The 21,812-nt window shown below is 60.4% G+C and carries 19 protein-coding genes; 9 read left to right on the forward strand and 10 right to left on the reverse strand.

The window, feature by feature from the left end; translation table 11 throughout:
• Positions 1-58 precede the first annotated feature (58 nt).
• From HV822_RS04085 to HV822_RS04095, 3 genes are all read right to left on the reverse strand, one after another.
• Entirely contained in the window at positions 59-580 is a 522-nt protein-coding gene (locus tag HV822_RS04085; protein ID WP_238872498.1) for a CinA family protein, read from the reverse strand.
• Between the two features lie 148 nt (positions 581-728).
• A complete protein-coding gene (locus HV822_RS04090) occupies positions 729-2,375 on the reverse strand; it encodes a hypothetical protein (protein WP_238872499.1) in 1,647 nt (548 codons plus the stop codon).
• A 78-nt stretch (positions 2,376-2,453) separates the two neighbouring features.
• The gene (locus HV822_RS04095; RefSeq protein ID WP_238872500.1) at positions 2,454-4,565 is read right to left on the reverse strand and encodes a sensor histidine kinase; all 2,112 of its coding nucleotides are present in this window, start codon (positions 4,563-4,565) and stop codon (positions 2,454-2,456) included.
• A gap of 162 nt (positions 4,566-4,727) precedes the next feature.
• Here HV822_RS04095 and HV822_RS04100 point away from each other — a divergent pair, with 162 nt between their 5' ends.
• The 3 genes from HV822_RS04100 to fdxA all read left to right on the forward strand — a co-directional run bounded on the left by HV822_RS04100 (position 4,728) and on the right by fdxA (position 8,554).
• On the forward strand, positions 4,728-5,381 hold the full coding sequence (locus HV822_RS04100; RefSeq protein WP_238872501.1) for a response regulator: 654 nt from the start codon (positions 4,728-4,730) through the stop codon (positions 5,379-5,381).
• A 126-nt stretch (positions 5,382-5,507) separates the two neighbouring features.
• A complete protein-coding gene (mutS, locus tag HV822_RS04105) occupies positions 5,508-8,084 on the forward strand; it encodes a DNA mismatch repair protein MutS (protein ID WP_238872502.1) in 2,577 nt (858 codons plus the stop codon).
• Positions 8,085-8,230: 146 nt separating this feature from the next.
• Positions 8,231-8,554 carry a ferredoxin FdxA gene (fdxA, locus tag HV822_RS04110; RefSeq protein WP_083724410.1) on the forward strand — a complete coding sequence of 108 codons (324 nt, stop codon included), beginning with the start codon at positions 8,231-8,233 and terminating at the stop codon, positions 8,552-8,554.
• A gap of 656 nt (positions 8,555-9,210) precedes the next feature.
• Here the strand turns inward: fdxA and groL are convergent.
• The 3 genes from groL to HV822_RS04125 form a co-directional block, all read right to left on the reverse strand.
• Positions 9,211-10,857, reverse strand: a complete 1,647-nt coding sequence (gene groL / locus HV822_RS04115) for a chaperonin GroEL (protein ID WP_083724421.1) — start codon at positions 10,855-10,857, stop codon at positions 9,211-9,213.
• Positions 10,858-10,905: 48 nt separating this feature from the next.
• Positions 10,906-11,199 carry a co-chaperone GroES gene (locus HV822_RS04120; RefSeq protein WP_083724423.1) on the reverse strand — a complete coding sequence of 98 codons (294 nt, stop codon included), beginning with the start codon at positions 11,197-11,199 and terminating at the stop codon, positions 10,906-10,908.
• 204 nt (positions 11,200-11,403) lie between these two features.
• The gene (locus HV822_RS04125; protein ID WP_238872503.1) at positions 11,404-11,853 is read right to left on the reverse strand and encodes an FxsA family protein; all 450 of its coding nucleotides are present in this window, start codon (positions 11,851-11,853) and stop codon (positions 11,404-11,406) included.
• A 198-nt stretch (positions 11,854-12,051) separates the two neighbouring features.
• On the opposite strand from HV822_RS04125, the gene HV822_RS04130 reads away from it, so the two are divergent.
• Positions 12,052-12,810, forward strand: coding sequence for an SDR family oxidoreductase (locus HV822_RS04130; RefSeq protein ID WP_238872504.1), 759 nt, complete (start codon positions 12,052-12,054; stop codon positions 12,808-12,810).
• A 45-nt stretch (positions 12,811-12,855) separates the two neighbouring features.
• On the opposite strand, the gene HV822_RS04135 is transcribed toward HV822_RS04130, so the two are convergent.
• Positions 12,856-13,869: a DUF481 domain-containing protein gene (locus HV822_RS04135; RefSeq protein ID WP_238872505.1), complete on the reverse strand. Its 1,014-nt coding sequence runs from the start codon at positions 13,867-13,869 to the stop codon at positions 12,856-12,858.
• 44 nt (positions 13,870-13,913) lie between these two features.
• On the opposite strand from HV822_RS04135, the gene HV822_RS04140 reads away from it, so the two are divergent.
• Entirely contained in the window at positions 13,914-14,264 is a 351-nt protein-coding gene (locus tag HV822_RS04140) for an MGMT family protein (RefSeq protein ID WP_238872506.1), read from the forward strand.
• A 21-nt stretch (positions 14,265-14,285) separates the two neighbouring features.
• The gene (locus tag HV822_RS04145; protein WP_238872507.1) at positions 14,286-15,656 is read left to right on the forward strand and encodes an AmpG family muropeptide MFS transporter; all 1,371 of its coding nucleotides are present in this window, start codon (positions 14,286-14,288) and stop codon (positions 15,654-15,656) included.
• Between the two features lie 79 nt (positions 15,657-15,735).
• On the opposite strand, the gene HV822_RS04150 is transcribed toward HV822_RS04145, so the two are convergent.
• Entirely contained in the window at positions 15,736-16,575 is an 840-nt protein-coding gene (locus HV822_RS04150; RefSeq protein WP_238872508.1) for a mechanosensitive ion channel family protein, read from the reverse strand.
• Between the two features lie 40 nt (positions 16,576-16,615).
• Positions 16,616-17,101 (reverse strand): YajQ family cyclic di-GMP-binding protein, encoded by a 486-nt coding sequence (locus tag HV822_RS04155; protein ID WP_238872509.1) that lies wholly within the window; start codon positions 17,099-17,101, stop codon positions 16,616-16,618.
• Between the two features lie 103 nt (positions 17,102-17,204).
• Between HV822_RS04155 and HV822_RS04160 the strand changes: the two genes are divergently transcribed.
• The 3 genes from HV822_RS04160 to HV822_RS04170 are packed head-to-tail and all read left to right on the forward strand — an operon-like array spanning position 17,205 to position 19,664.
• Positions 17,205-18,161 (forward strand): GGDEF domain-containing response regulator, encoded by a 957-nt coding sequence (locus tag HV822_RS04160; RefSeq protein WP_238872510.1) that lies wholly within the window; start codon positions 17,205-17,207, stop codon positions 18,159-18,161.
• 7 nt (positions 18,162-18,168) lie between these two features.
• Positions 18,169-19,074: a 2-dehydropantoate 2-reductase gene (locus HV822_RS04165; protein ID WP_238872511.1), complete on the forward strand. Its 906-nt coding sequence runs from the start codon at positions 18,169-18,171 to the stop codon at positions 19,072-19,074.
• Positions 19,075-19,097: 23 nt separating this feature from the next.
• Complete coding sequence (locus HV822_RS04170; protein ID WP_238872512.1) at positions 19,098-19,664, forward strand: cob(I)yrinic acid a,c-diamide adenosyltransferase; 567 nt, start codon at positions 19,098-19,100, stop codon at positions 19,662-19,664.
• Between the two features lie 20 nt (positions 19,665-19,684).
• On the opposite strand, the gene HV822_RS04175 is transcribed toward HV822_RS04170, so the two are convergent.
• Positions 19,685-21,703 carry a methyl-accepting chemotaxis protein gene (locus tag HV822_RS04175; RefSeq protein ID WP_238872513.1) on the reverse strand — a complete coding sequence of 673 codons (2,019 nt, stop codon included), beginning with the start codon at positions 21,701-21,703 and terminating at the stop codon, positions 19,685-19,687.
• Positions 21,704-21,812 lie beyond the last annotated feature (109 nt).

Below are 21,812 nucleotides of genomic sequence, written 5' to 3' on the forward strand. Positions count from 1 at the left end.
GTATATTTGGTCAGTATTATTCCACAGAAAAAATGACCCGCCTACCCCCGGTTTGCAATCAGACTGACGACCGGTCCGCAGCCTGCGCCTCAGCCTCTTTGACCAGCCGCTCTAGCGCATGCAGCACGGTCTGCGCACGCACCTCTCGGCGCCCGCCCTGAAAGCGCTTGCATTCGCTAATCACCCTGCCGTCACTCAGCGCCCAACCAAACCAGACCGTGCCAACCGGCTTCTCGGCACTACCGCCATCCGGGCCGGCAACGCCGCTGACCGCCACCGCCAGCTGCGCGTCAGCGGCCGCTTTAGCGCCGGCTGCCATCGCCAGTACAACCGGCTCACTGACCGCGCCATGCGCCTCCAACACCGTCGACTCCACCCCAAGCCAGCGACTTTTGCTGCTGTTGGCATAGGTAACGAAACCGGTTTCAAACCACCCTGAGCTGCCAGCCACCCGGGTAATGGCCTCGGCAATGCCGCCGCCAGTGCAGGACTCCGCGGTGCTGACCCGCTGGCCCAGGTGGTCAAGCACGCGCCCGAGACGCGCGGCGGCAGAATCAATTAGCGGATCGTAATGGGACATGGTGGCTCCTCAACGTGCGTAACAGGACACAGCATGCCAGTTGCCCCGGCGGCTGTACCAGAGCTGGGACCGGCTTTGTCGAGGTTGGTTTCGTGCAGACAGCATAACGCCGGCAGCCCGTTCAAGGCTGCCGGCGTTATGTTCGTGCTCAGGGGCACACGGCGGCGATGGCGCTGCTGTCGTTGCTCAGCACCTCATCGATCGGCTCACCCAGTTTGAGTACGGTCGCGGTCAGCGTGCTGCCCTCCACTGTCAGGTCGAAGCCGCTCCAGTAGAGTGTTTTGGCATTACCTTGCTCGCTGTAGGCGGCACTGGAGGCAATGTACTCCTTGGTGGTTTTGGCGGCGCTGCCGAGCTGGTTGAACAGCACACGCGGCTTGCCATTGGTGGCGCCGTAGTCCAGGTCAAACTCGTACTCGGTGCATACCGCTTTGTCCAAGCCGGAGTTGTAGGTACTGTCCTGGGCGATTACCGTCAGGGTGGTCGGCAACAATGCATCCAGCGCATCCATGTAGGCCTGATGCGTGGCATTCAACGGCATCACCTCACTGGCAACATTGACGCCGTCGGCCGCACCCGGCTGATCCTGCAGACGCCAGCCGTTCAGCCCCTCGCCTTCTTGCCGGTACAGCAGCAACTTGATGTCGCTGTCACCCACCCTGTAAAGCACTTGGTAATGCGGGTTAAAGCGCGGATTGGTTGAGGTTTTATCACTCCAGGAGAAGCTGCTGTCTGCCGGGTCCAACTGGTACTTGCCAGCGATATCAATCAGACCGCTGACGCTGTCGATGCTCAGCGCAAGATCGTCCCCCACGGCCCAGCCGTGGCGGTTACCTGCCTTGCTGAAATAGGGCTGCGTATCGTAGTTGCCGGCCAACGCCAGTAACGCTTGCGGCACACCGCCGGTGGAGGAGCTGTAGGGCGCATAGGAGCCGTAGAACACATAGCCGCTGTCACCAAACAAGCCTTCACTGACGTTCAGCTCATTGATGACACCGGTATTGGCGTTGCTCAAGGCGTACGCCAGGCCGGTACTGCTGTCCAGCCAGGCAATTTCAACGTGCGAGGCGGACACATATACCGGGCTGCTCAGTTCGCTGCCGCCAGGCAGGATCAGCCGACCGTCGGCTGTCACCTGATACTCCTCAACCACCCCGTCCTGAATACCCGAGCCGGTGGTAATTTCCTCGTACAGAAACTGGTAGACGCCCACCAATCCGGCCGGCACCGTCGCCGCCTCCCGTTCAGGATCAGTGGTTCCCCCATTGAGCTCGTCCAATTCGGCCTGCAGATGTTCAAGGGCGTCCGCCTGGCTGATCAGCGCAATGCCGAACGCGGCTTGCACCGCAGCGGCAAAATCTGCCACTCCCAGGGTGAAGTCCAGTGCGGCAGTCGCCGTCAACTCGGGGATAACAATGCCGTTCTCCGGGTTACCGTCTTCATCCAGGGTCTGCAACAGCCGGGCAATGTTGATCACCACCGGATTGTTGATATCCGTACTGCCGGCCAGATCCAGGGGCGTCAGCACGCCCTTGGCGGTCACTGCCGGGAAGACAATATCGCCGATACGGAAGGTGACGGTCTCGCCCTCCTTATACAGATACTCGCCGTCGGCGTTGGTGCTGCCGCTGAAACTGGCCGTACTGTAGCTGACTCCGGCCACCGCCGAGTCAACCAGGCGGCCAGTTTTGCCTGCCGCGCCGCCGCTATCGCCACCACCGCCGCCGCCACCGCCGCCCAAACACGCTGTCAACGCCACGGTCAGTGGCAAAAGAGAAATCAGTTTTGCGTTCATGGCCATATGCCTTCCTTGTAGATGTGCTGTCATTAAAAGACAGCCCCCCAAAGGCACGACAGCCCCTGAACATGGGGGTCAATCCACGCTGGCAAGCACCGGCGAGGCGAGCGGCACCTGCACGATCAGCCACCAGCGCTGAGCCTCACTACCTTGCTGCAGCTCGCCGCCAAGCTGGCGGGCACGGGCAGCCATGATGTGCATACCTCGCCCGCCAGCGCTGGCCGGCGCCGCGCCAACGCCATCGTTCTCGATCCTCAACTGCAAGATACCGTCGGTTTGCCAGCCTAACTCAACCACCAGCTCCCCAGGCGTTGCATGACGTAGCGCGTTACTGACTGCCTCGCGCAACAACCGCGTCAGATGACTGAACTGCCCGGCACTCAGCAGCGACGGGGCCAACTGCTGACGCCAGCGCAAGGCCACGCCGCTGGCCTGGCAGCGTCCGGCAACCTCCTCTTGCCAGCGCGCCGCCGCCACATCCAGACGCACCTCATGACCATCCATGTTCTGCAGCAACTCACGCAAGTCACGAATCGCTTCGCGTACCAGCTGACGCGATTCATCGGAGGCTGTATGCAGTAACTGCAGCAGCTTGGCACCAAGGTCGTCATGAATATCCTGACGGATCCGGTTGCGCTCCTCGGTGGCTCCTTCTACCCGGGCGTTAAGCGAGCGCAGCACCAGGCCATCCAGTGACAGCACCAGGCCCGCCAGCTGAATGTCCTGGCGAGTGAACAGACGTCGCCCCTGCTCGGCATGGCGCAGCAGATAGTCGCCCTCTCCAGCAGGACCTGGTACCTGCAAGGCTTCACCGTTATCGACTACACGCGGCAACGGCAGCTTGTGCCCCGCCCGCTCCAGCCGCAACGGTTGAAATACCGCCACCAGCGCCTGCTCTACCGCACCATGAGCCTGGTCACGCTGCTGTGCCTGCAGCATGACCGGCAGCGCCTGCGACAACCAGGTGTCCAGACCGCGCTGCCGCCTGCTGGTCAAGCGACCCCAGATGAACTGTCGCACCGGAAAGTAGACCCAGCCAACCAGCGCCAGCGACACCGCCAAAACGGTAGGCCCGGACAGGGAAAGCAACGAGGCCAACGCCAGATCAGTGAGCAGCACCGCCAGACCACCCAGCAACCAGCTCCATATCGAAAACCACCAGCGCTCCAATTCGAATAGACGATAGCGAGCCACCCCCAAGGCCATGCCGATATACATGAGCAGGAAGGTCGCCAGCAGTGGTCCCTGAGCGTAAGGCACCGCGATCTGCAAAATCGCCGGCAAAATCATACCGGCAGAAAAGAACACCGTGCCGGCAACGATCGACAGCAACACCCAACGAAAAGCCGAGCGATCTGACGGGCTGTTGCGCGTCTGCCGCCACTGCCAGACCGAGCCGGACAGCCCAACCATGAAGACACCAATAACCCACAAGTGAAAGGCCTCGACCGGGGAGGCCAGAAGTTGCAACTGATCCAGCACCATGCAGACGGCAAAACCGGCGTACAAAAACCAGGCAATCCAGACCGAGGGGCCCCGTCGCGGGTAATTCCACAAGAACGCGCTGACCGCCGCAGAAAACAGCATGGCGCCAAGGTGGTTGACGCCTGAGAGCACCCGAAACAGGTCACCATCTATAAAGAGTGCTCGCGTGCTGTACACCGCAGCACAGGACGATGACAGCAGGTATCCGAGGCCAGATAGCACAAAGGAGTGGGTAGCCAGGTTTCGTTCGCCAGCAATCCACACGGCCAGGCAGACGGCCATGCCCGCCAGACCGCACAGCAGCTGCAACCAGAACATCGCCGGCAGCTCAGTAAACCGACGCTCCAGCAGCGACAGCGACTGAATGCTACCGTCGACATAGCGAACTTGCAGCTCGCCGGCCTCAAGCGCTGCAAGCAGCGTGGAATGATCGGCAAACAACCGATTGATGTCGGCGTACAACGGCAGCACATCAGCCTCTTCAATCGCCAGCACCGGGTCGGCTGGCAGCGTGCCTGCGCCAAGCACAAAGGCGTCCACCGCCAGCGCGGGCTTCGCCGGGGCTGCAGCCACCAGTTGCCCGGCGAGCGGCGAAAAGCGTAGCTCGCTGACCGGCAGGTCGAGCGCCAGTTGAATGATCCAAAACCCATACAGCACGATGACCGCCAAAGCGGCGAGCAGTTTGGTGCGCAGCGATAACATCTAGGCAGTTCCCTCGCAGCCCCCACATTGAGGGGGTTGTTTTTGTAGACGTTCAGCGCTTCCCTAGACTCGATGGCAGCCTGCGGGAACATCAGCGCTAAGATGGTAACGCCAGCACTGTGACATCGCCCAATGGATTTTCAGCACGGAGCGCAAGAGGTCATGAACTACACCGACCGGGTACTGATCATCGAAGACATGCCTCAGGTGGCAGGCTGGCTGGCCGCGCGCTTACGACAAGCGCTCGGCGCGCAGGTGATGGATCACGCGGCCAGCGCGGCCCAAGCCATCGAGCTGATTGGTCAAAGTACTTACACACTCGCGCTGGTCGATCTCGGCTTGCCCGACGGCAGCGGCGTTGACCTGCTGCCGCAAATCAAACGCCAGAGCCCGCACGCCCAGTGCATCGTCACGACCATCTTTGACGACGCCGAGCACCTGTTCGCGGCGCTGCGCGCCGGCGCTGACGGTTATTTGCTCAAGGACGACGACGACCACACGTTCGAGGCCCAGCTGAACGGCATTCTAGAAGGCAAGCCACCACTCTCCGCTTCCATTGCCCGCCGCATTCTCGAGCAGTTCCGTCCAACGCCGGCACCGGCCAGCGATGCACTTACACCCCGTGAGCAGCAGTTGCTGCAGCTCATCGCCCGCGGCCTAAGCGTCAAGGGCGCCGCCCAGGAGCTGGCGATCTCACCCCATACCGCCGCGAGCTACATGAAGGTGATCTACCAGAAGTTGCAGGTCAACTGCCGCGCCGAAGCCACTCTCAAAGCGCTGGACATGGGGCTGCTTGGCGAGCGCCTCGGGCGCTGAGCCGACTGTCCGGCATTTCTCTCCCGACTCCGCTGCAGGCGGCTGCAAGGCCATGGTAACCTTGCGCCCACACCGGCAACGGCGCCCCAGCGTGGCGCCTTCACCCGCAGCGCAGTCGAGTCATTGATGAAAAAGAGCAAATCCGAAGCCACCGCCCACACCCCGATGATGCAGCAGTACTTCAGCATCAAACAGCAGCACCCCGAGCAGTTGCTGTTCTACCGTATGGGCGACTTTTACGAGCTCTTTTATGACGACGCCAAAAAGGCCGCACGCCTGCTCGACATCACCCTGACCGCCCGCGGCCAATCCGGCGGCCAACCGATTCCCATGGCCGGCATTCCCTACCACTCGGCCGAGGGTTACCTGGCGCGCCTGGTGAAGCTTGGCGAGTCAGTGGTGATCTGCGAACAGGTAGGCGACCCGGCCACCAGTAAGGGGCCGGTCGAGCGTCAGGTCGCGCGCATTATTACGCCCGGCACGGTCAGCGACGAGGCCTTGCTGGATGAACGCCGCGACAACCTGCTGGCCGCTCTGGTGGGCGCCGAAAAGGGCTTTGGCCTGGCCACGCTGGACATCAACAGCGGCCGCTTTGTGGTCATGGAGCTGCGCGGCTGGGAAACCCTGCTGGGTGAGCTGGAGCGTCTGGCCCCCGCCGAGCTGCTGATTCCCGACGACTGGGAGAGCAACACCCCGATTGAACGCCGCCGTGCCGTGCGTCGTCGGGCGCCCTGGGAGTTTGACCAGGACAGCGCCTTCAAGAGCCTGACCCAGCAATTTGGCACCAAGGATCTGGTAGGTTTTGGCTGCAACGACCTGCGTCTGGGACTCGGCGCTGCCGGCGCACTGCTCAGCTACGCCAAGGAAACCCAGCGCACCGCCCTGCCGCACATTCGCAGCATCAGCCACGAGCGCTTTGAAGACAGCGTAATCATCGACAGCGCCAGCCGCCGCAATCTGGAAATCGACCAGAATCTGTCCGGTGGCCGCGACAACACCCTGCTCGACGTGCTGGACCATACCGCCACCGCCATGGGCAGCCGTCTAATGGCCCGCTGGCTGAATCGCCCGCTGCGCGATATGCAGGTACTGGCGGCACGGCAGGACAGCATCAGCACCCTGCTCGATCAGCAGTTCTATCTGGACCTGCAGCCACAACTCAAGGGCATCGGCGATATCGAACGTATTCTCGCCCGTGTAGCCCTGCGCTCTGCCCGCCCGCGTGACCTGGCACGCCTGCGTGACGCGCTGGCAGCGCTGCCTGCGCTACAGGACTGCCTGCAACCGGTTGAAGCGCCGCATCTGCGCAACCTTGCCGAGCAGGTCAGCACTTATCCCGACCTGGCCGAGCTGTTGGCCAACGCGGTGATCGACAACCCGCCAGCGGTACTGCGCGACGGCGGCGTGATCAAGGCCGGCTTTGACGCCGAGCTGGATGAACTGCAGAACATCAGCGAAAACGCCGGCCAATATCTGATTGACCTGGAAACCCGCGAGCGTGAGCGCACTGGCCTGAGCACCCTCAAGGTCGGCTACAACCGGGTGCATGGCTACTATATCGAGCTGTCGCGCAGCCAATCCGATCAGGCGCCGGTCGACTACATCCGCCGCCAGACCCTCAAGGGCGCCGAGCGTTTTATCACCCCGGAGCTGAAAGCCTTTGAAGACAAGGCACTGTCGGCGCGCAGCCGCGCACTGGCCCGTGAGAAACAACTCTACGACGAGCTGCTCGACCGCCTTAATGAAGACCTCGCCGCTCTGCAAACCAGCGCCGCCAGCCTGGCCGAAATCGATGTGCTCTGTACCCTGGCCGAACGCGCAGGCACGCTGGACTACTGCCGCCCGCAGTTTATCGAGGGCAGCCAACTGCATATCAACCAGGGCCGCCACCCGGTGGTGGAACAGGTACTGGAGACGCCCTTTGTCGCCAACGACCTGGTACTGGACCCGGACACCCGCATGCTGATCATTACCGGGCCGAACATGGGCGGTAAATCGACCTACATGCGCCAGACGGCGCTGATCACCCTGCTGGCGCATATCGGCAGCTTTGTACCAGCCGCAGCGGTGGAGCTGTCCTGCGTGGACCGCATCTTCACCCGTATTGGCTCCAGTGACGACCTGGCCGGTGGTCGCTCGACCTTCATGGTCGAAATGAGCGAAACCGCCAACATTCTCAACAACGCCACCGACCAGAGCCTGGTACTGATGGATGAGGTCGGTCGCGGCACCAGCACCTTCGACGGCTTGTCGTTGGCCTGGTCCGCCGCTGAATACCTGGCGCGGGCACGCGCCTTTACCCTGTTCGCCACCCACTACTTCGAACTGACCGGCATGGCCGACAGCGACCCAGGCGTAGTGAACGTGCACCTGAACGCCACCGAACACAACGAGCGCATCGTGTTCCTGCACAACGTGCAGCCTGGCCCGGCCAGCCAGAGTTATGGCTTGCAGGTAGCCCAGCTGGCCGGCGTTCCCCGCCCCGTGATTGAAAGGGCGCGCGAGCATCTGGCTCAGCTTGAGCAGCAGAGCCTGGAACAGAGCAATCGGCCGGCAGGTACACCGCATCAACCTTTCCAAAGTGACCTGTTTGCCAGTGCTGCACATCCGCTGGTGGAACACCTGCAAGGTCTTGACGTAGATGATCTCAGTCCGCGACAAGCGTTGGAGCTGCTATACAAAATGAAACGAGAGTGGGCCTGAACAAACAACAAATGATACTTATTTGCATTAAAAAGAAGGGATCGTGCGTTTATCAGCACAAAAAAGCGTTGAACCCTATACCCCCTCAAAAAAACTGATAGACTACGCGCCAGCTTTTTCTCGCCTAATACGATGGAGACCTGACCATGACCTTTGTTGTTACCGACAACTGCATCAAGTGTAAGTACACCGATTGCGTTGAGGTCTGCCCGGTCGATTGCTTCTACGAAGGCCCGAACTTCCTGGTTATTCACCCGGACGAGTGCATCGACTGCGCCCTGTGTGAGCCAGAGTGCCCAGCCAGTGCAATTTTCTCCGAGGACGAAATCCCCGAAGGCATGGACGAGTACATCGAACTGAACGCCGACCTGGCCGAAGTCTGGCCGAATATCACCGAGAAGAAAGATTCTCTGCCCGACGCCGAAGAGTGGGATGGCGTACCGGACAAGCTGCAATACTTGGAGCGCTGAGCAGATTACCTGTCTCACCCCCGAAAAACCGGCTCTTGCAGCCGGTTTTTTTATGCACCTCGCGCACCTGGGCGTACATAGCTCGACAGCGTTTTGTTGCGGCGGGCATACCCGTGATATACCCCGTTTGCGCGGACGCCGGCAGGGCCAGCAAAGTTGATAAGGGGAAGAAGGAAGCCAGCCTACGACATTACCAGGCGCAGACACGCCTTTGGCTTAGCCCGCCCCCTGGCTACGGCTTACAGCTCGACTGCAGACCGCCAAATTCCAGACAAAAAAAAGGGGCCGGTAAACCGGCCCACTCTTTAGTCCTTTCGTGCCTTCCATGTCCAGCCATCCCGGCTTAATCGTCCTGAAAATCCCTTGCTCAAGCTCCCTGCCGAGCAGCGCTATCCGTCGCGCTTGAGTAGATAATAAGCTTTTCAGGACTGAGCGCAAGCATCAAATGACATTCATTCTCACGCAACCTTAAAAATAAAATCCTTTAAATTCATAAGCTTAATAAAAAATCACAACAAAAAGCACCGCTTACCCACGCTCCCTAGTGTCAAAGGCGTACACGCCCTGTAGGAGATCTCTTACAAAGAAAACGCATGAAAAAATAGCGGGCATAAAAAAACCGGCTGCAAGAGCCGGTTTTTTGGGGTGAGGCTGGCTTACATCATGCCGCCCATGCCACCCATACCACCCATGCCGCCCATATCAGGCATTGCAGCCGGCTTCTCTTCCGGCAGCTCAGCGATCATGGCTTCAGTGGTGATCATCAGGCTGGCGACGGACGCAGCAGCCTGCAGCGCGCTGCGGGTTACCTTGGCCGGGTCCAGAATACCCATGGCGATCATGTCGCCGTATTCGCCGGTAGCAGCGTTGTAGCCAAAGTTACCTTCGCCACCACGTACTTTCTCCAGCACAACAGCGGCTTCTTCACCGGCGTTGGCAACGATCTGACGCAGCGGCGCTTCAACAGCGCGACGCAGCAGCTTGATACCGACGTTCTGATCTTCGTTGTCGCCAGTCAGACCGTCGATCGCAGCCAGAGTACGGACCAGGGCAACACCGCCGCCAGGAACCACGCCCTCTTCTACCGCAGCACGAGTAGCGTGCAGCGCGTCTTCTACGCGGTGCTTCTTCTCTTTCATTTCAACTTCGGTAGCAGCGCCAACCTTGATCACGGCAACACCGCCAGCCAGTTTGGCCAGACGCTCTTGCAGCTTCTCACGGTCGTAGTCGGAGGTGGTGTCTTCAACCTGCTTGCGGATCTGGTTAACGCGGGCTTCGATGTCAGCCTTGGCGCCAGCGCCGTCAACAACGGTGGAGTTGTCCTTGTTGATCTGCACGCTCTTGGCTTGACCCAGGTGCTCCAGAGTCGTGGTTTCCAGGCTCAGGCCAACTTCTTCGCTGATCACAGTACCACCGGTCAGGATGGCGATGTCCTGCAGCATGGCCTTGCGACGGTCGCCGAAGCCCGGTGCCTTGACAGCAGCAACCTTGACGATGCCGCGCATGTTGTTGACAACCAGGGTTGCCAGCGCTTCGCCTTCAACGTCTTCAGCGACGATCATCAGCGGACGACCAGCCTTGGCAACGGCTTCCAGAACCGGCAGCAGCTCGCGGATGTTGGAGATTTTCTTGTCGACCAGCAGGATGTAAGGGTTGTCCAGGTCAGCGGACATGGTTTCCGGCTTGTTGACGAAATAGGGAGACAGGTAGCCGCGGTCAAACTGCATGCCTTCAACAACAGACAGTTCGTTTTCCAGACCAGAACCTTCTTCAACGGTGATGACGCCTTCTTTGCCAACGCGGTCCATGGCTTCAGCGATGATGCTGCCGACGGACTCGTCAGAGTTGGCGGAGATGGTGCCTACCTGGGCGATGGCCTTGGAGTCGGCACAGGGCTTGGCCAGGTTTTTCAGCTCGGCAACGATGCCGGCGGTGGCCTTGTCGATACCGCGCTTGAGGTCCATCGGGTTCATGCCGGCAGCAACGGCTTTCAGACCTTCAGTAACGATAGCCTGGGCCAGTACGGTAGCAGTGGTAGTACCGTCACCAGCGTCGTCATTGGCGCGGGAGGCAACGTCTTTGACCAGCTGGGCGCCCATGTTTTCGAACTTGTCTTTCAGTTCGATTTCCTTGGCAACGGAAACGCCGTCTTTGGTGATCAGCGGCGCGCCGAAGCTGCGCTCGATCAGTACGTTGCGGCCCTTCGGACCCAAGGTGGCTTTTACTGCGTTGGCCAGCGTGTTGACGCCGTCCAGCATCTTGTTGCGACCGGAAATACCGAATTTAACTTCTTTTGCAGCCATGATTGCTTTCCTTCAAATGAATTCGTTAAGGGGTTAGCGGCGGCTGGATCAGCCTTCGATTACACCGTAGATTTCGGACTCGCTCATGATCAGCAGGTCTTCACCATCAACCTTGATGGTGTTGTTGCCGGAGTAAGGACCGAATACCACCTTGTCGCCTTCTTTGACGGCCAGCGCACGAACTTCGCCGTTGTCCTGCAGACGCCCGGTACCTACAGCAACGATAACGCCGGTATTCGGCTTTTCAGCGGCCGAACCGGGCAGCACGATACCGCCAGCGGTCTTGGTTTCTTCTTCGCTGCGACGAACGACTACGCGATCGTGTAACGGACGAATTTTCATCGTTGTGTGTCTCCCAATTAATTGTCTCAAATGCCGGCAACCCGGCGCTTTCACGTTGAAATCCGCAGCCGCCGAGGCCGCTGCGGGGGACGCGCCTGTTGGCACGTCGCTGTTCACGGCTCGTGCGCGCACGAGCCTGCTAAACCGGTGTGAACTAGATGGGGCTGCGCCAGGGCTTTTCAAGGCCCTGACAAAAGATTTTTTTCAGTCACGCTCGATGCGGTGATCGCGCGGCGCGCGCTGATCTTCACCGTCGCGCCACTCACCTTCGATAATGGTGGTATCGCCCTGCTTCCAGACACTGGGGCCACCCGGCTCACCCGGGGCCGGCTTGCCGCGCGACACCAGCGCCATAACCAGGCACGGAACCGCCAAGGTATCGGTAATCAAACCGGGGATCATCAACAGCACGCCCGCCAGCAGCCACCACATACCGGTTTTCAGTACCGCAAACGGGGAACGGTTCTCGGCCATGCGAATCTGCAGCTGCTGCAGCATGGACCAGCCCTGACGCTGAATCAGCACCAGGCCCAGCAGGCCACTACCAATTACCCACAACAGGGTTGCCCCGACGCCTATGCGGTCGCCGAGCACAATCAGTGATGCCAACTCCAGCAGCGGCAGAATCAGCAACAACACTCGAAATAAGGCCATGTAAACCTCTCTATATGGTCAGTCAGGACTATATGGGTACGCCCACGGCCGCTTTCAAGGCACTGGCGACGAGGCGCTCGGCCGCAGCATGAAACAAAGTCAAAAAATGACCCGAATGCGGGTTCAGGTCTTCAAAAACCACCGAATCTGGTGCATGCTTGCGCACCTGTTTCAATAACCTATTACGAGGAGTGTCTGATGCAACTGCAAGACAGCGTTATCATCATTACCGGTGGCGGCCAGGGTCTGGGGCGAGCCATGGGCGAGTTCCTGGCGGCCAAGGGTGCCAAACTGGCACTGGTCGACCTGAACCAGGAGGCACTGGATGCTGCCGTTGCCGCTTGCAAGCAGGCAGGCGGAGATGCTCGCTCCTACGTTTGTAATGTGGCCAACGAAGAGCAGGTCACCCACATGGTGAACCAGGTGGCCGACGACTTTGGCGCCATTCACGGCCTGATCAACAATGCGGGCATTCTGCGCGACGGCCTGCTGCTGAAGGCAAAAGACGGGCAAATTCAGAAAATGAGCATGGCGCAGTGGCAGTCGGTCATCGACGTCAACCTGACCGGCGTTTTCCTGGGCACCCGTGAAGTTGCTGCAAAAATGATCGAGCTGGGCACCCCGGGCCTGATCATCAACATTTCCTCCATCTCGCGCGCGGGCAACATTGGCCAGTCCAACTACTCTGCCGCCAAGGCCGGGGTAGCCGCCATGACCGTTACCTGGGCCAAGGAACTGTCACGCTACGGCATCCGCGTAGCAGGCATCGCGCCGGGCTTTATCGAAACCGAAATGACCGGCAGCATGAAGCCCGAAGCGCTGGAAAAGATGACCTCCGGAATTCCGCTCAAGCGTATGGGCAAGCCGGCAGAGATCGCCCATTCAGCTGCCTATCTGTTCGAGAACGACTACTACACAGGTCGCATTCTGGAACTGGACGGCGGTCTGCGCATCTGATCGACGCCTACGCAGCGCAGCGCCACTAGCGCCGCGCTGCCTCGCCTACCAACCCACCCCTACCCCCAGAGTGTATCGGGTATCGCGATAGCCGGTCTCATCGGTCGTGTTGAGATAGTCCAGCTCCCCTTTCAAACTGAGTGAGGCCCAGCTGGTCAACCGGTAGCGCAAACCCAACTCGGTATCAAGCTGATAACGCACCGCCGGGTCGGCCGGCAATAGCACCTCGGCGTTATGAAACACCTCAAAGCGCTTGCCTAGCAGGTAGCGCCGATAATCCCACTGCAGCCCCAACGCATCGTACTTGTCGCGAGTGCCGTCACGCTCTTCGGTCCAGAGCCGCCCCAGCAGCAGCGAGGTTTCAAAGCGCCCCAGGCCATTGTTCCACCACTGGTAACCAGGGCCTGTACCAAACTGACGCTGACGAGCAAGCTCTTCTATATAGTCACGCTTGTAGCGCATGCGCCCGGCCCAGAACCAGTGGTCGTCGAGGAACCGGTTGAGATCATAGGACGCATCCAGCACGTGACTGGTCTTCACATCGTTGCTGTAGTCACGGTCATACTCCAGCGTCATATCATGACGCCAGCGTCCATGCTGCAGGCTTGACGCAATATCCACATCGACGTCGCGCTTTTCGGTGCCCGAGGTGTCCTTGATGTCCAGCTCGGCGTCAATATCCCCCTCCCAAACCATGTCGTACACCAACGGGCGCGGCACCAGCAGACGATCAATGCGGGCTATGTCTGTCGCAATCGGCCGACGGTTGGGCACCCGCAGCATGACCTGCCCCGGCTCCTCAGCCTCTGCCAGCTGCACCGTATACTCATCGCCATTACCCAGACGCACCAGCACCGGCTCATCGCTGGTAAAGGTACGAATGCGGCTGGTGCTGATGGACAAAGTACCTGCATACTCGGTGCGCAGCACCAGCTTGCCGGCATCCAGAAATTCCACCTTACCGCTGACTCGGTCCCCATTGTCGAGCCACAGCGTATCGGCGACACTGCCCATCGACAGCACCGCCAGAACCAAACCTGAAACCAGCCGACGCAACATGATTGCCTCACACCCCAAAATATGTCGGAAAACGAAAACCTTGCATGAAAGACCAGCAGACATCCGGCATGTTCCAGCCTGACAACCCAGACCCGCGCCGCGACGCCTTCTTTCAGGCATTGGCCAGCATCCCGGCGGGCAGGGTCACCAGCTACGGCCGTCTGGCTGCGCTGGCGGGGCTGGGTCGGGGCGCGCGATTGGTCGGCCGCTGGCTCGGGCAGCTGCCCGACGACACCCGTCTGCCCTGGCATCGCGTACTCAACAGCCAGGGCAAGCTGTCGCTGGGCGCTGATACGCCGGCTGGACGCGAACAGCGAGCGCGCCTGAGCGCCGAGGGTGTGCTGATCCGAAATGGCCGCGTCAACCTGCAACACTACGGCTGGCCTGACGCCTGAGCCGCCGCAACAAGGACATCCATGAGTCTTCAAAACACACCAGACAGCCCCCAGCCGGTCCACGACGGGCTGCGAGTCTACCTCAAGCCACGCGTCATCGGCATGCTGTTCCTTGGCTTCTCTGCCGGTCTGCCGCTACTGCTGGTTGGCGGCACCTTCAGCGCGTGGCTGCGCGATATCGGCGTTGAGCTGGCCTCCATCGGTTTTCTCAGTTGGGTCGGCATGGCGCATTCAATCAAGGTTCTCTGGGCGCCGCTGATCGACCGTCTGCCAGTGCCTGTGCTGACGCGCCTGTTCGGTCGCCGACGTAGCTGGATGCTGCTGGCTCAGTTGGTGATTGCCGGCTCGCTGCTCGGCATGTCTCTGAGCGATCCCCTGGAGCACCTGGAGTGGGTTGCACTATGGGCCGTGCTGGCCGCCTTTGGCTCGGCCACTCAGGACGTTGCGATCGATGCCTACCGGGTTGAGGCCGAAGCCCGCCACCGCCAGGCAGCAATGGCGGCCACCTACGTGACCGGCTATCGGGTCGCGATTCTGGCCGCCGGCGCCGGCGCGCTGCATATTGCGGCCCTGCAAGACTGGAGCAGCGCCTACAGCATGATGGCCGCACTCATGCTGGTAGGCCTTATCACCACGCTGTGCATCGCCGAGCCCGAGGTGCACGACAACCGCGACGCACAAGCAGCCGAGCAAGCCTTGGCACAACAGCTGGGGACTACCGGTGCCGGCTGGCGTCAGAGCCTGTCGAACTGGGCAACCAGCGCCTTTATCGCGCCCTTTACCGAGTTTTTCGGCCGCTATGGCCGCGTCGCCATCGTGATCCTGTTGTTTGTCGCCACCTTTCGCATCAGCGACATCTTCATGGGCACCATGGCCAACCCCTTCTATCTGGATATCGGCTTCAGCAAGCAGCAGATTGCCAACATTGCCGCCGCCTTCGGGCTGGCCATGACGCTGGGTGGCGCGGCATTGGGCGGTTTTATGGTGGCACGCTTTGGCATCGCTCCGATCCTGGTTTTAACCGCCTTCATGGCCCCGGCCACCAACCTGATCTTTGCCTGGCTGGCCTTCATTGGGCCGCAGCCGGACGGACTGGTGCTGGCAATCATCGCCGACAACATTACCGGTGGATTGGCCATTTCTGTCTTCATCGCGTACCTGTCCAGTCTCACCAACACGGCCTATACCGCCACCCAATACGCGTTGTTCAGTTCACTGATGACGCTGCCGGGGCAGTTTGCCGCCGGCTTCACCGGGCTGCTGGCAGCCAAACTGGGCTGGATCGGATTCTTCTGCGTCACCGCGTTAACCGGGCTGCCGGCAATCATCCTGGCCTTCGCCCTGCTCAAACTGGCGCACCCGGACCGCGTTTCCCGCCCGGGCATTGACTGACAGTACAGCAGCGAGAAAATGCGCCACGCATAAAGCAGAAAACCCGGCAAAAGCCGGGTTTTCCATAGCGCATTGACGATTACTTCGCTGCCGCCTCGGTAACCATGTGCACGGTACGCTGCGGGAAGGGAATGGAGATCCCCTGTGCATCGAAGGCTTCCTTGGCCTGCTCCTGGATATCCCAGAACACACCCCAGAAGTCTTCCGTCTTGGCCCACATGCGCAGCGAGAGGTTGACCGAATTATCGCCCAGCGACACCAGCCAGACCGCCGCCTCCGGATCTTTCAATACGCGGCTGTCAGCCGCTGCCAGGCCCAGCAGAATGGAGCGGGCCTTTTTCACATCGTCGCCATAGTCAATGCCGATATTGACGTCGACACGGCGGGTTGGTTGACGCGAGTAGTTGACGATATTGCCATTGGACAGGCTGCCGTTAGGGATGATGACAGTCTTGTTGTCCGGCGTTTTCAAAATGGTGTTGAAGATCTGGATACTATCGACCGTACCCGCCACGCCCTGCGCCTCAATGTACTCACCGGCACGGAACGGGCGCAAAAACAGGATCAGCGCACCGCCGGCAAAGTTAGCCAGGCTGCCCTGCAGCGCCAGACCGACAGCCAGACCGGCAGCACCCAGCATGGCAATAAAGGACGTGGTTTCGATACCAACCATGCCCGCGACGCTGATCAGCAACAGCACCTTCAGGGCAACCGACACCAGCGCGGTCACAAAGCCATGCAAAGTCGGCTCGACATTGCGCTTGTTCAGCACGGCTTCCATCGCCTTGATGACCCGGCCAACCAACCACCAACCAATAACCAGCGTCAGCAGCGCCAGCGCCAGCTTGCTGCCGTACTCGATTACCAACGGCAGCCAAGCCTCTTCCAGCCCATTCAGCTTTTCCATCAGTTGCTCCATTACTTCCCCCTTTTGCATCTAAAAAATAGCCGACTGAGCCTCAGTCGCGAAAATTGTTGAACTGCAGCGGCATCTCCAGCGCGCTGCCGCGCAACAGGGCGATCACCTCTTGCAGGTCATCGCGCTTCTTGCCGGTCACGCGCACCTGGTCACCCTGAATGGCGGCCTGGACCTTGAGTTTAGCGTCCTTGATCAGAGACACGATCTTGCGAGCGAGTTCCTTGTCGATTCCTTCCCGGAGCAGCACTTCCTGCTTGACCTGCTTGCCCGAGGCAAACGGCTCCTTGCACTCCAGGCAGCGAATATCCAAGTTGCGCTTGGTCATGCTGAGTTCGAGAATGCCCATCATCTGTTCAAGCTGAAAGTCGGCATCCCCGGTCAGGGTAATCTGCAGCTGCTTGTCGTTAAACTCGAAGCTGCCCTTGCCGCGCAGGTCATAACGCCGGTCCAGCTCCTTCTTGGCATTATCAACCGCGTTGGTCACCTCATGTTTGTCCAGTTCGGAAACCACGTCAAAGGACGGCATGCAACTTCCTCTAAATGGCAAATATATGATGTTGATTGCAAAACAACAGTATACCCTCGTGGCATTATAACCAGATTGGTCAACATCCAGCAGGGAGCACCTCATGCCCAATCCCCAACTCAGTATTCTGGTGGTGGATGACACTAAGTTCAGCAGCGCTGTCATCGGCCACACACTGAGCCAGGCCGGCTATAACGACATTCGCTTCGCCAGCTCGGCGGTTGATGCGCTACGCATGCATGAGGAGCGCGCCGCCAGCGTCATGGTGGCCGACTGGTTGATGCCGGAAATGGACGGCCTGGAGCTGACCACCCGCATTCGCCAGCTGGATGAGCAAACCGACCATTACACCTACGTGGTCCTGCTGACCGCACGAGAGGGTGACAACGTGCTCAGCGAAGCCTTTGACCGGGGCGTAGACGACTTCATCAGCAAATCTGCCATGAACGAGCAGTTGCTGCCGCGCATCTTCGCCGCCGACCGTACCTCGCAGCTGATTAACCGTCTGCTGGATGAAAACCGCCTGCTGGCGACCAACAACGCCCAGCTCGAAGAGCACAACCTGGTCGACCGGCTGACCGCGATTGGCAACCGCCGCTACCTGCTGCAACGCCTCAGCGATGCACTGCGCAGCGTCGAGTCACGCGGCGGCGCGTGCTGCCTGGTCGTCATGGGTGTACAAAATCTACCCACCCTGCACGAACGCTTTGGCGACCTTGTGCAGCAAGAAGTCCTGCGCGGCACGGCACGACGTCTGCAGCAACTGGTGCGTCCAACCGATGTTATCGCACGGGTCGACAGCAACGCTTTTGCCATCGTCACCCTGGCCGAAGAGGCTGCCGACCTGAAGCCGGCGAGCTTTCGCCGCCTGCACGACGGGCTCAACCTGAAGGCGTTCAAAACCAGTGACGGCTACCTGTCGATTCGTGCCGGCATGGCTATCTGCACGCTGACCGACAAACAGGCGCTGCCTGATTCGCAACAAATGCTGGAGCAGGTGGAGGCCAAGCTGGCTGAGGCCTACGAAACCAACCTCATCACCGAAACCCGGCTGTCCTGAGCCCGTGTTGCATATTCTTGGCCCAGGCAGCTTGGGCCTGCTATGGGCCGCCCGCCTGCAGCTGGCGGGCATCGATTACCGCTTGATTGTGCGCAACCAGCAGCAACTGGAGAGCTGGCAGCGGCGTGACAACCAACTGCTCTTCAATGACGGCAGCCAGCGCCATGCCCTGACCCTGGCCCTCGAAACAGCGGCGCATGACACACCTATCAAGCAGTTGATCGTTGCCACCAAGGCGCATACGGCGCTTGCTGCCGTGCAACTGCTGCAGCCTCGGTTGGCGCCGGCGTCAGACATACTCATGCTGCAAAATGGCCTCGGCGCGCAGCAGGCGGTCGCCCGAGCCTGCCCCGGCCAGCGCCTCTATGCCGCCAGCGTCACTGACGGTGCCTGGCAGCCGGCGCCAGGAGAACTGGTCTGGGCTGGGAGAGGCCGCACCACCCTCGGCCCACTCAGCGCCGATACAGACTCCCCCGCCTGGCTGCAGACACTGCCGCCAGCCTTGTTTGATTGGCACTGGCAAAACCCCATCATGCCAACGCTATGGCGCAAGCTGGCCATCAACTGCGCGATCAACCCCTTTACGCTCATCTACGATTGCTGCAACGGCGAGGTGCCTGAGCGCGCAGGCGCGTGGCTGACGGCCTGCCTGACGGAACTTGAGCAACTATTGCGTCAACAGGGCATCGACGATGACTTGACCGGCATTGTCCACCAGGTGATACGCAACACCGCGACCAACAGCTCCTCCATGCGCCAGGACCTGCATGCCGGCAGACGCACCGAAATTGACTACATCCTCGGCTACGCCTGCCGTCAGGCTCGCCATGACGGGCTGCCGGTGCCGGCGTTGGAGCGTCTGCTGCAGTCCGCCCAGATCTGTTTGCAGCAGCACCAACTACCCACCGATTGAGCCACCCAACCGGAGAGCACCCCATGGGCTACCGCCTCAGCAAAATCTATACACGCACCGGCGACCGCGGTGATACCGGCCTGGCGGACGGCCAACGTATCCGCAAGGACCATCCAAGAATTGAAGCAATGGGCGATGTTGACGAACTGAACTGCCAACTGGGAGTACTGCTGAGTCAGCTGGAGACGCCAGAACTGGCCGAACTGAAAGCGGCACTGGTGCCGCTGCAGCACCGTCTGTTCGACCTAGGCGGTGAGCTGGCTGTGCCCGGCCACGACATCATCGAAGCAAGCGACGTCGCAGCACTGGAAGCATTGGTGGATGAATACAATGAGGCACTGGCGCCACTGCAGAACTTCATCCTGCCGGGCGGCTCATCGTTGGTGGCGCAGGCTCACCTGGTGCGCAGTGTCTGTCGGCGGGCCGAGCGCCACTACCTGACCCTCGCGGCAGAGCAGAAGGTGAACAACCAATCGGCTATCTACCTTAACCGCCTGTCAGACCTGCTGTTTGTGGTCGCCCGCAGCATCGCGCGCTTGCAGGCTGTCGATGAAGTTCTGTGGGCACCCAAGCCCAAGCCAGAGGCTTAGGCCCACGCACCCGGCTCCGGCTATACCTTGAAGGCGTTGATGATGCCTTGCAGCGATTGCACCAGTTGCCCCATGCGACCGCTGGCGTCCTCCGAGCGACGGGCACCTTCGGCGGTGCGCTCACCCGCCTGGTTGATCTGCACGATGTTCTGATCGATATCGTGGCTAACCACTGTCTGCTCTTCGGCAGCGGCCGCAATCTGCTGGCTCTGATCAACAATTTGCGTCACCGCTTTCAGGATGCTGTCCAGCCCCTGCTGAACCCGCAGAGAGGCATCTACCGTGGAAGCGGTCATGCCATGACTGCTGTCCATAGCCCGCACCGCTGCACCTACACCGTCCTGCAGGCGCACGATCATCTGCTCGATTTCTTCGGTGGACTGCTGCGTGCGACGCGCCAGGGTACGCACTTCATCCGCCACCACCGCAAAGCCGCGGCCCTGCTCGCCAGCCCGGGCAGCCTCGATAGCCGCGTTCAGCGCCAGCAGGTTGGTCTGCTCAGCCACACCCTTGATCACATCCAGCACCCTGCTGATCGACGCGCTGTCTTCCGCCAACTGGTTGATAACCCGCACCGAGTTTTCGATCTCACCGGCCAACTTCTCGATGCCGTCGACCGACGATTCAACCAGGCGTCGCCCATTGAGGGTTTCCGTGTTCACCTGTTCGGCGTTGGTGACAGCCAAAGCGGCGCTACGCGCCACCTCCTGGGAGGTGGCAGCCATTTCGTTCATGGCCGTTGCAACCTGTTCAATCTGACTGCGCTGCGCGGTCACCGACTGGTTGCTTTCTGTCGCGATCTGCTCAACCTCACGGGACTGCTCCTGCACCTGCCCCGAGGTCACGCTGACCTGCTGGATCAACTCACGCACGCGCTGCACCGTGTTATTGAAATCACTGGCCAGGGCGCCCAGCTCGTCGCGACTATCCACATCCACGCGCACGGTCATGTCACCCTGAGCAACCTGCCCCATTTGCTGCGACAGACGCTTGAGCGTGCGGCGAGTCGCCATGTAGAAGCCCGCGTACAGGTAGATAATCAGCAAACCCACCGCGAGCAGCGAGACAATCAAAACCATCATGGCGCGCTCATTCTGACCCAGGCGGCTTTCCAGTCGCCCCCCCAGATAGTCAAAAATGGCGGCATTCAGCGCATAGGTGGCATCAATCTCGCCGCTGATGCGGTCAAAGAAAGCGTCCCAGCTGCTGTCCAGCGAGGCAGCGAGGATGATGTCTTCTTCAAAGATCAGCGACGCGTTGTCGATACTTTCGCGGCTGCGCGCCGCTGCCGCCGCCAGCGTGGCGTTACCGGTCTCGCCGATCGACTGATCCAGGCTCTGCTGATAATCGGTCCCCAACTTCTGCAGCACGGTTACCAGCTCATCCATCTCGCGACTGGCATCGGAGTTGAGAAAGCCAAGCCCCATCGAATAGGCACCGGTCGCACGTCCCTGGCCAACGGTAGATGTGACCTCGGGCATGCCGGCGATCAACAGCTCGGTGAGCTGGCGAATGTTGCGATCAAAGTCCTGCGGCAATCCGGCGTAAGCGGCGGCCAGATTCAGCAAGCTGCCGACATTGTCCAGCGCCTGAGCGGACATGCCACTGCGCGAAATGATCGACTGAGCGCCGATTTCTTCATAGCGGGCAACCAGTTGGTCACGCATCTGAATAACATCCGCCGCCGCCGGGTCTTCTGCACTTAGCGGTAGCTGCTGCAACTGCTGCACCAGTTGCCCACGCACTTGCGTCAGGCGCTCTTCGATACCCGCCACCTCGCCACCCTGACCGATGCGCAGGTTCACCACATCCAGATCACGCACCAGTTCGGCGCTTTGCAGCGCCTTGGCCACACCCTGCACGACCGCCAGGCTGTCGAGCGCATGTCGCGTGACTTCGACGCGCTCGTAGGACTGTTGCACGAGCAGCGTACTGACAATACCAAGGGGGACAAAGAACAGTACGCTGATCAGACAGAACTTCATGCCGTAGCTGAGTCTATTCATCAACGCAATGGCAGGGGACAGAAGGCTATTCACCCGAGAACTCTCCTAAAAGTAAGCTGCCCTGCGGTTCGGGCTAGGCATCAGCTGTACTGACGCTGGTTGTTTTAATGATATCCGCTGCAGAGGCTGACGCTGCGCGCCA

The organism is Halopseudomonas maritima (assembly GCF_021545785.1).
Classification (GTDB): Bacteria; Pseudomonadota; Gammaproteobacteria; order Pseudomonadales; family Pseudomonadaceae; genus Halopseudomonas; species Halopseudomonas maritima.

Coding starts and splice junctions, on each gene's coding strand:
- HV822_RS04085 (WP_238872498.1), bottom strand. CDS start 580: ATGTCCCATTACGATCCGCTAATTGATTCTGCCGCCGCGCGTCTCGGG.
- HV822_RS04090 (WP_238872499.1), bottom strand. CDS start 2,375: ATGAACGCAAAACTGATTTCTCTTTTGCCACTGACCGTGGCGTTGACA.
- HV822_RS04095 (WP_238872500.1), bottom strand. CDS start 4,565: ATGTTATCGCTGCGCACCAAACTGCTCGCCGCTTTGGCGGTCATCGTG.
- HV822_RS04100 (WP_238872501.1), top strand. CDS start 4,728: ATGAACTACACCGACCGGGTACTGATCATCGAAGACATGCCTCAGGTG.
- mutS (WP_238872502.1), top strand. CDS start 5,508: ATGAAAAAGAGCAAATCCGAAGCCACCGCCCACACCCCGATGATGCAG.
- fdxA (WP_083724410.1), top strand. CDS start 8,231: ATGACCTTTGTTGTTACCGACAACTGCATCAAGTGTAAGTACACCGAT.
- groL (WP_083724421.1), bottom strand. CDS start 10,857: ATGGCTGCAAAAGAAGTTAAATTCGGTATTTCCGGTCGCAACAAGATG.
- HV822_RS04120 (WP_083724423.1), bottom strand. CDS start 11,199: ATGAAAATTCGTCCGTTACACGATCGCGTAGTCGTTCGTCGCAGCGAA.
- HV822_RS04125 (WP_238872503.1), bottom strand. CDS start 11,853: ATGGCCTTATTTCGAGTGTTGTTGCTGATTCTGCCGCTGCTGGAGTTG.
- HV822_RS04130 (WP_238872504.1), top strand. CDS start 12,052: ATGCAACTGCAAGACAGCGTTATCATCATTACCGGTGGCGGCCAGGGT.
- HV822_RS04135 (WP_238872505.1), bottom strand. CDS start 13,869: ATGTTGCGTCGGCTGGTTTCAGGTTTGGTTCTGGCGGTGCTGTCGATG.
- HV822_RS04140 (WP_238872506.1), top strand. CDS start 13,914: ATGAAAGACCAGCAGACATCCGGCATGTTCCAGCCTGACAACCCAGAC.
- HV822_RS04145 (WP_238872507.1), top strand. CDS start 14,286: ATGAGTCTTCAAAACACACCAGACAGCCCCCAGCCGGTCCACGACGGG.
- HV822_RS04150 (WP_238872508.1), bottom strand. CDS start 16,575: ATGGAGCAACTGATGGAAAAGCTGAATGGGCTGGAAGAGGCTTGGCTG.
- HV822_RS04155 (WP_238872509.1), bottom strand. CDS start 17,101: ATGCCGTCCTTTGACGTGGTTTCCGAACTGGACAAACATGAGGTGACC.
- HV822_RS04160 (WP_238872510.1), top strand. CDS start 17,205: ATGCCCAATCCCCAACTCAGTATTCTGGTGGTGGATGACACTAAGTTC.
- HV822_RS04170 (WP_238872512.1), top strand. CDS start 19,098: ATGGGCTACCGCCTCAGCAAAATCTATACACGCACCGGCGACCGCGGT.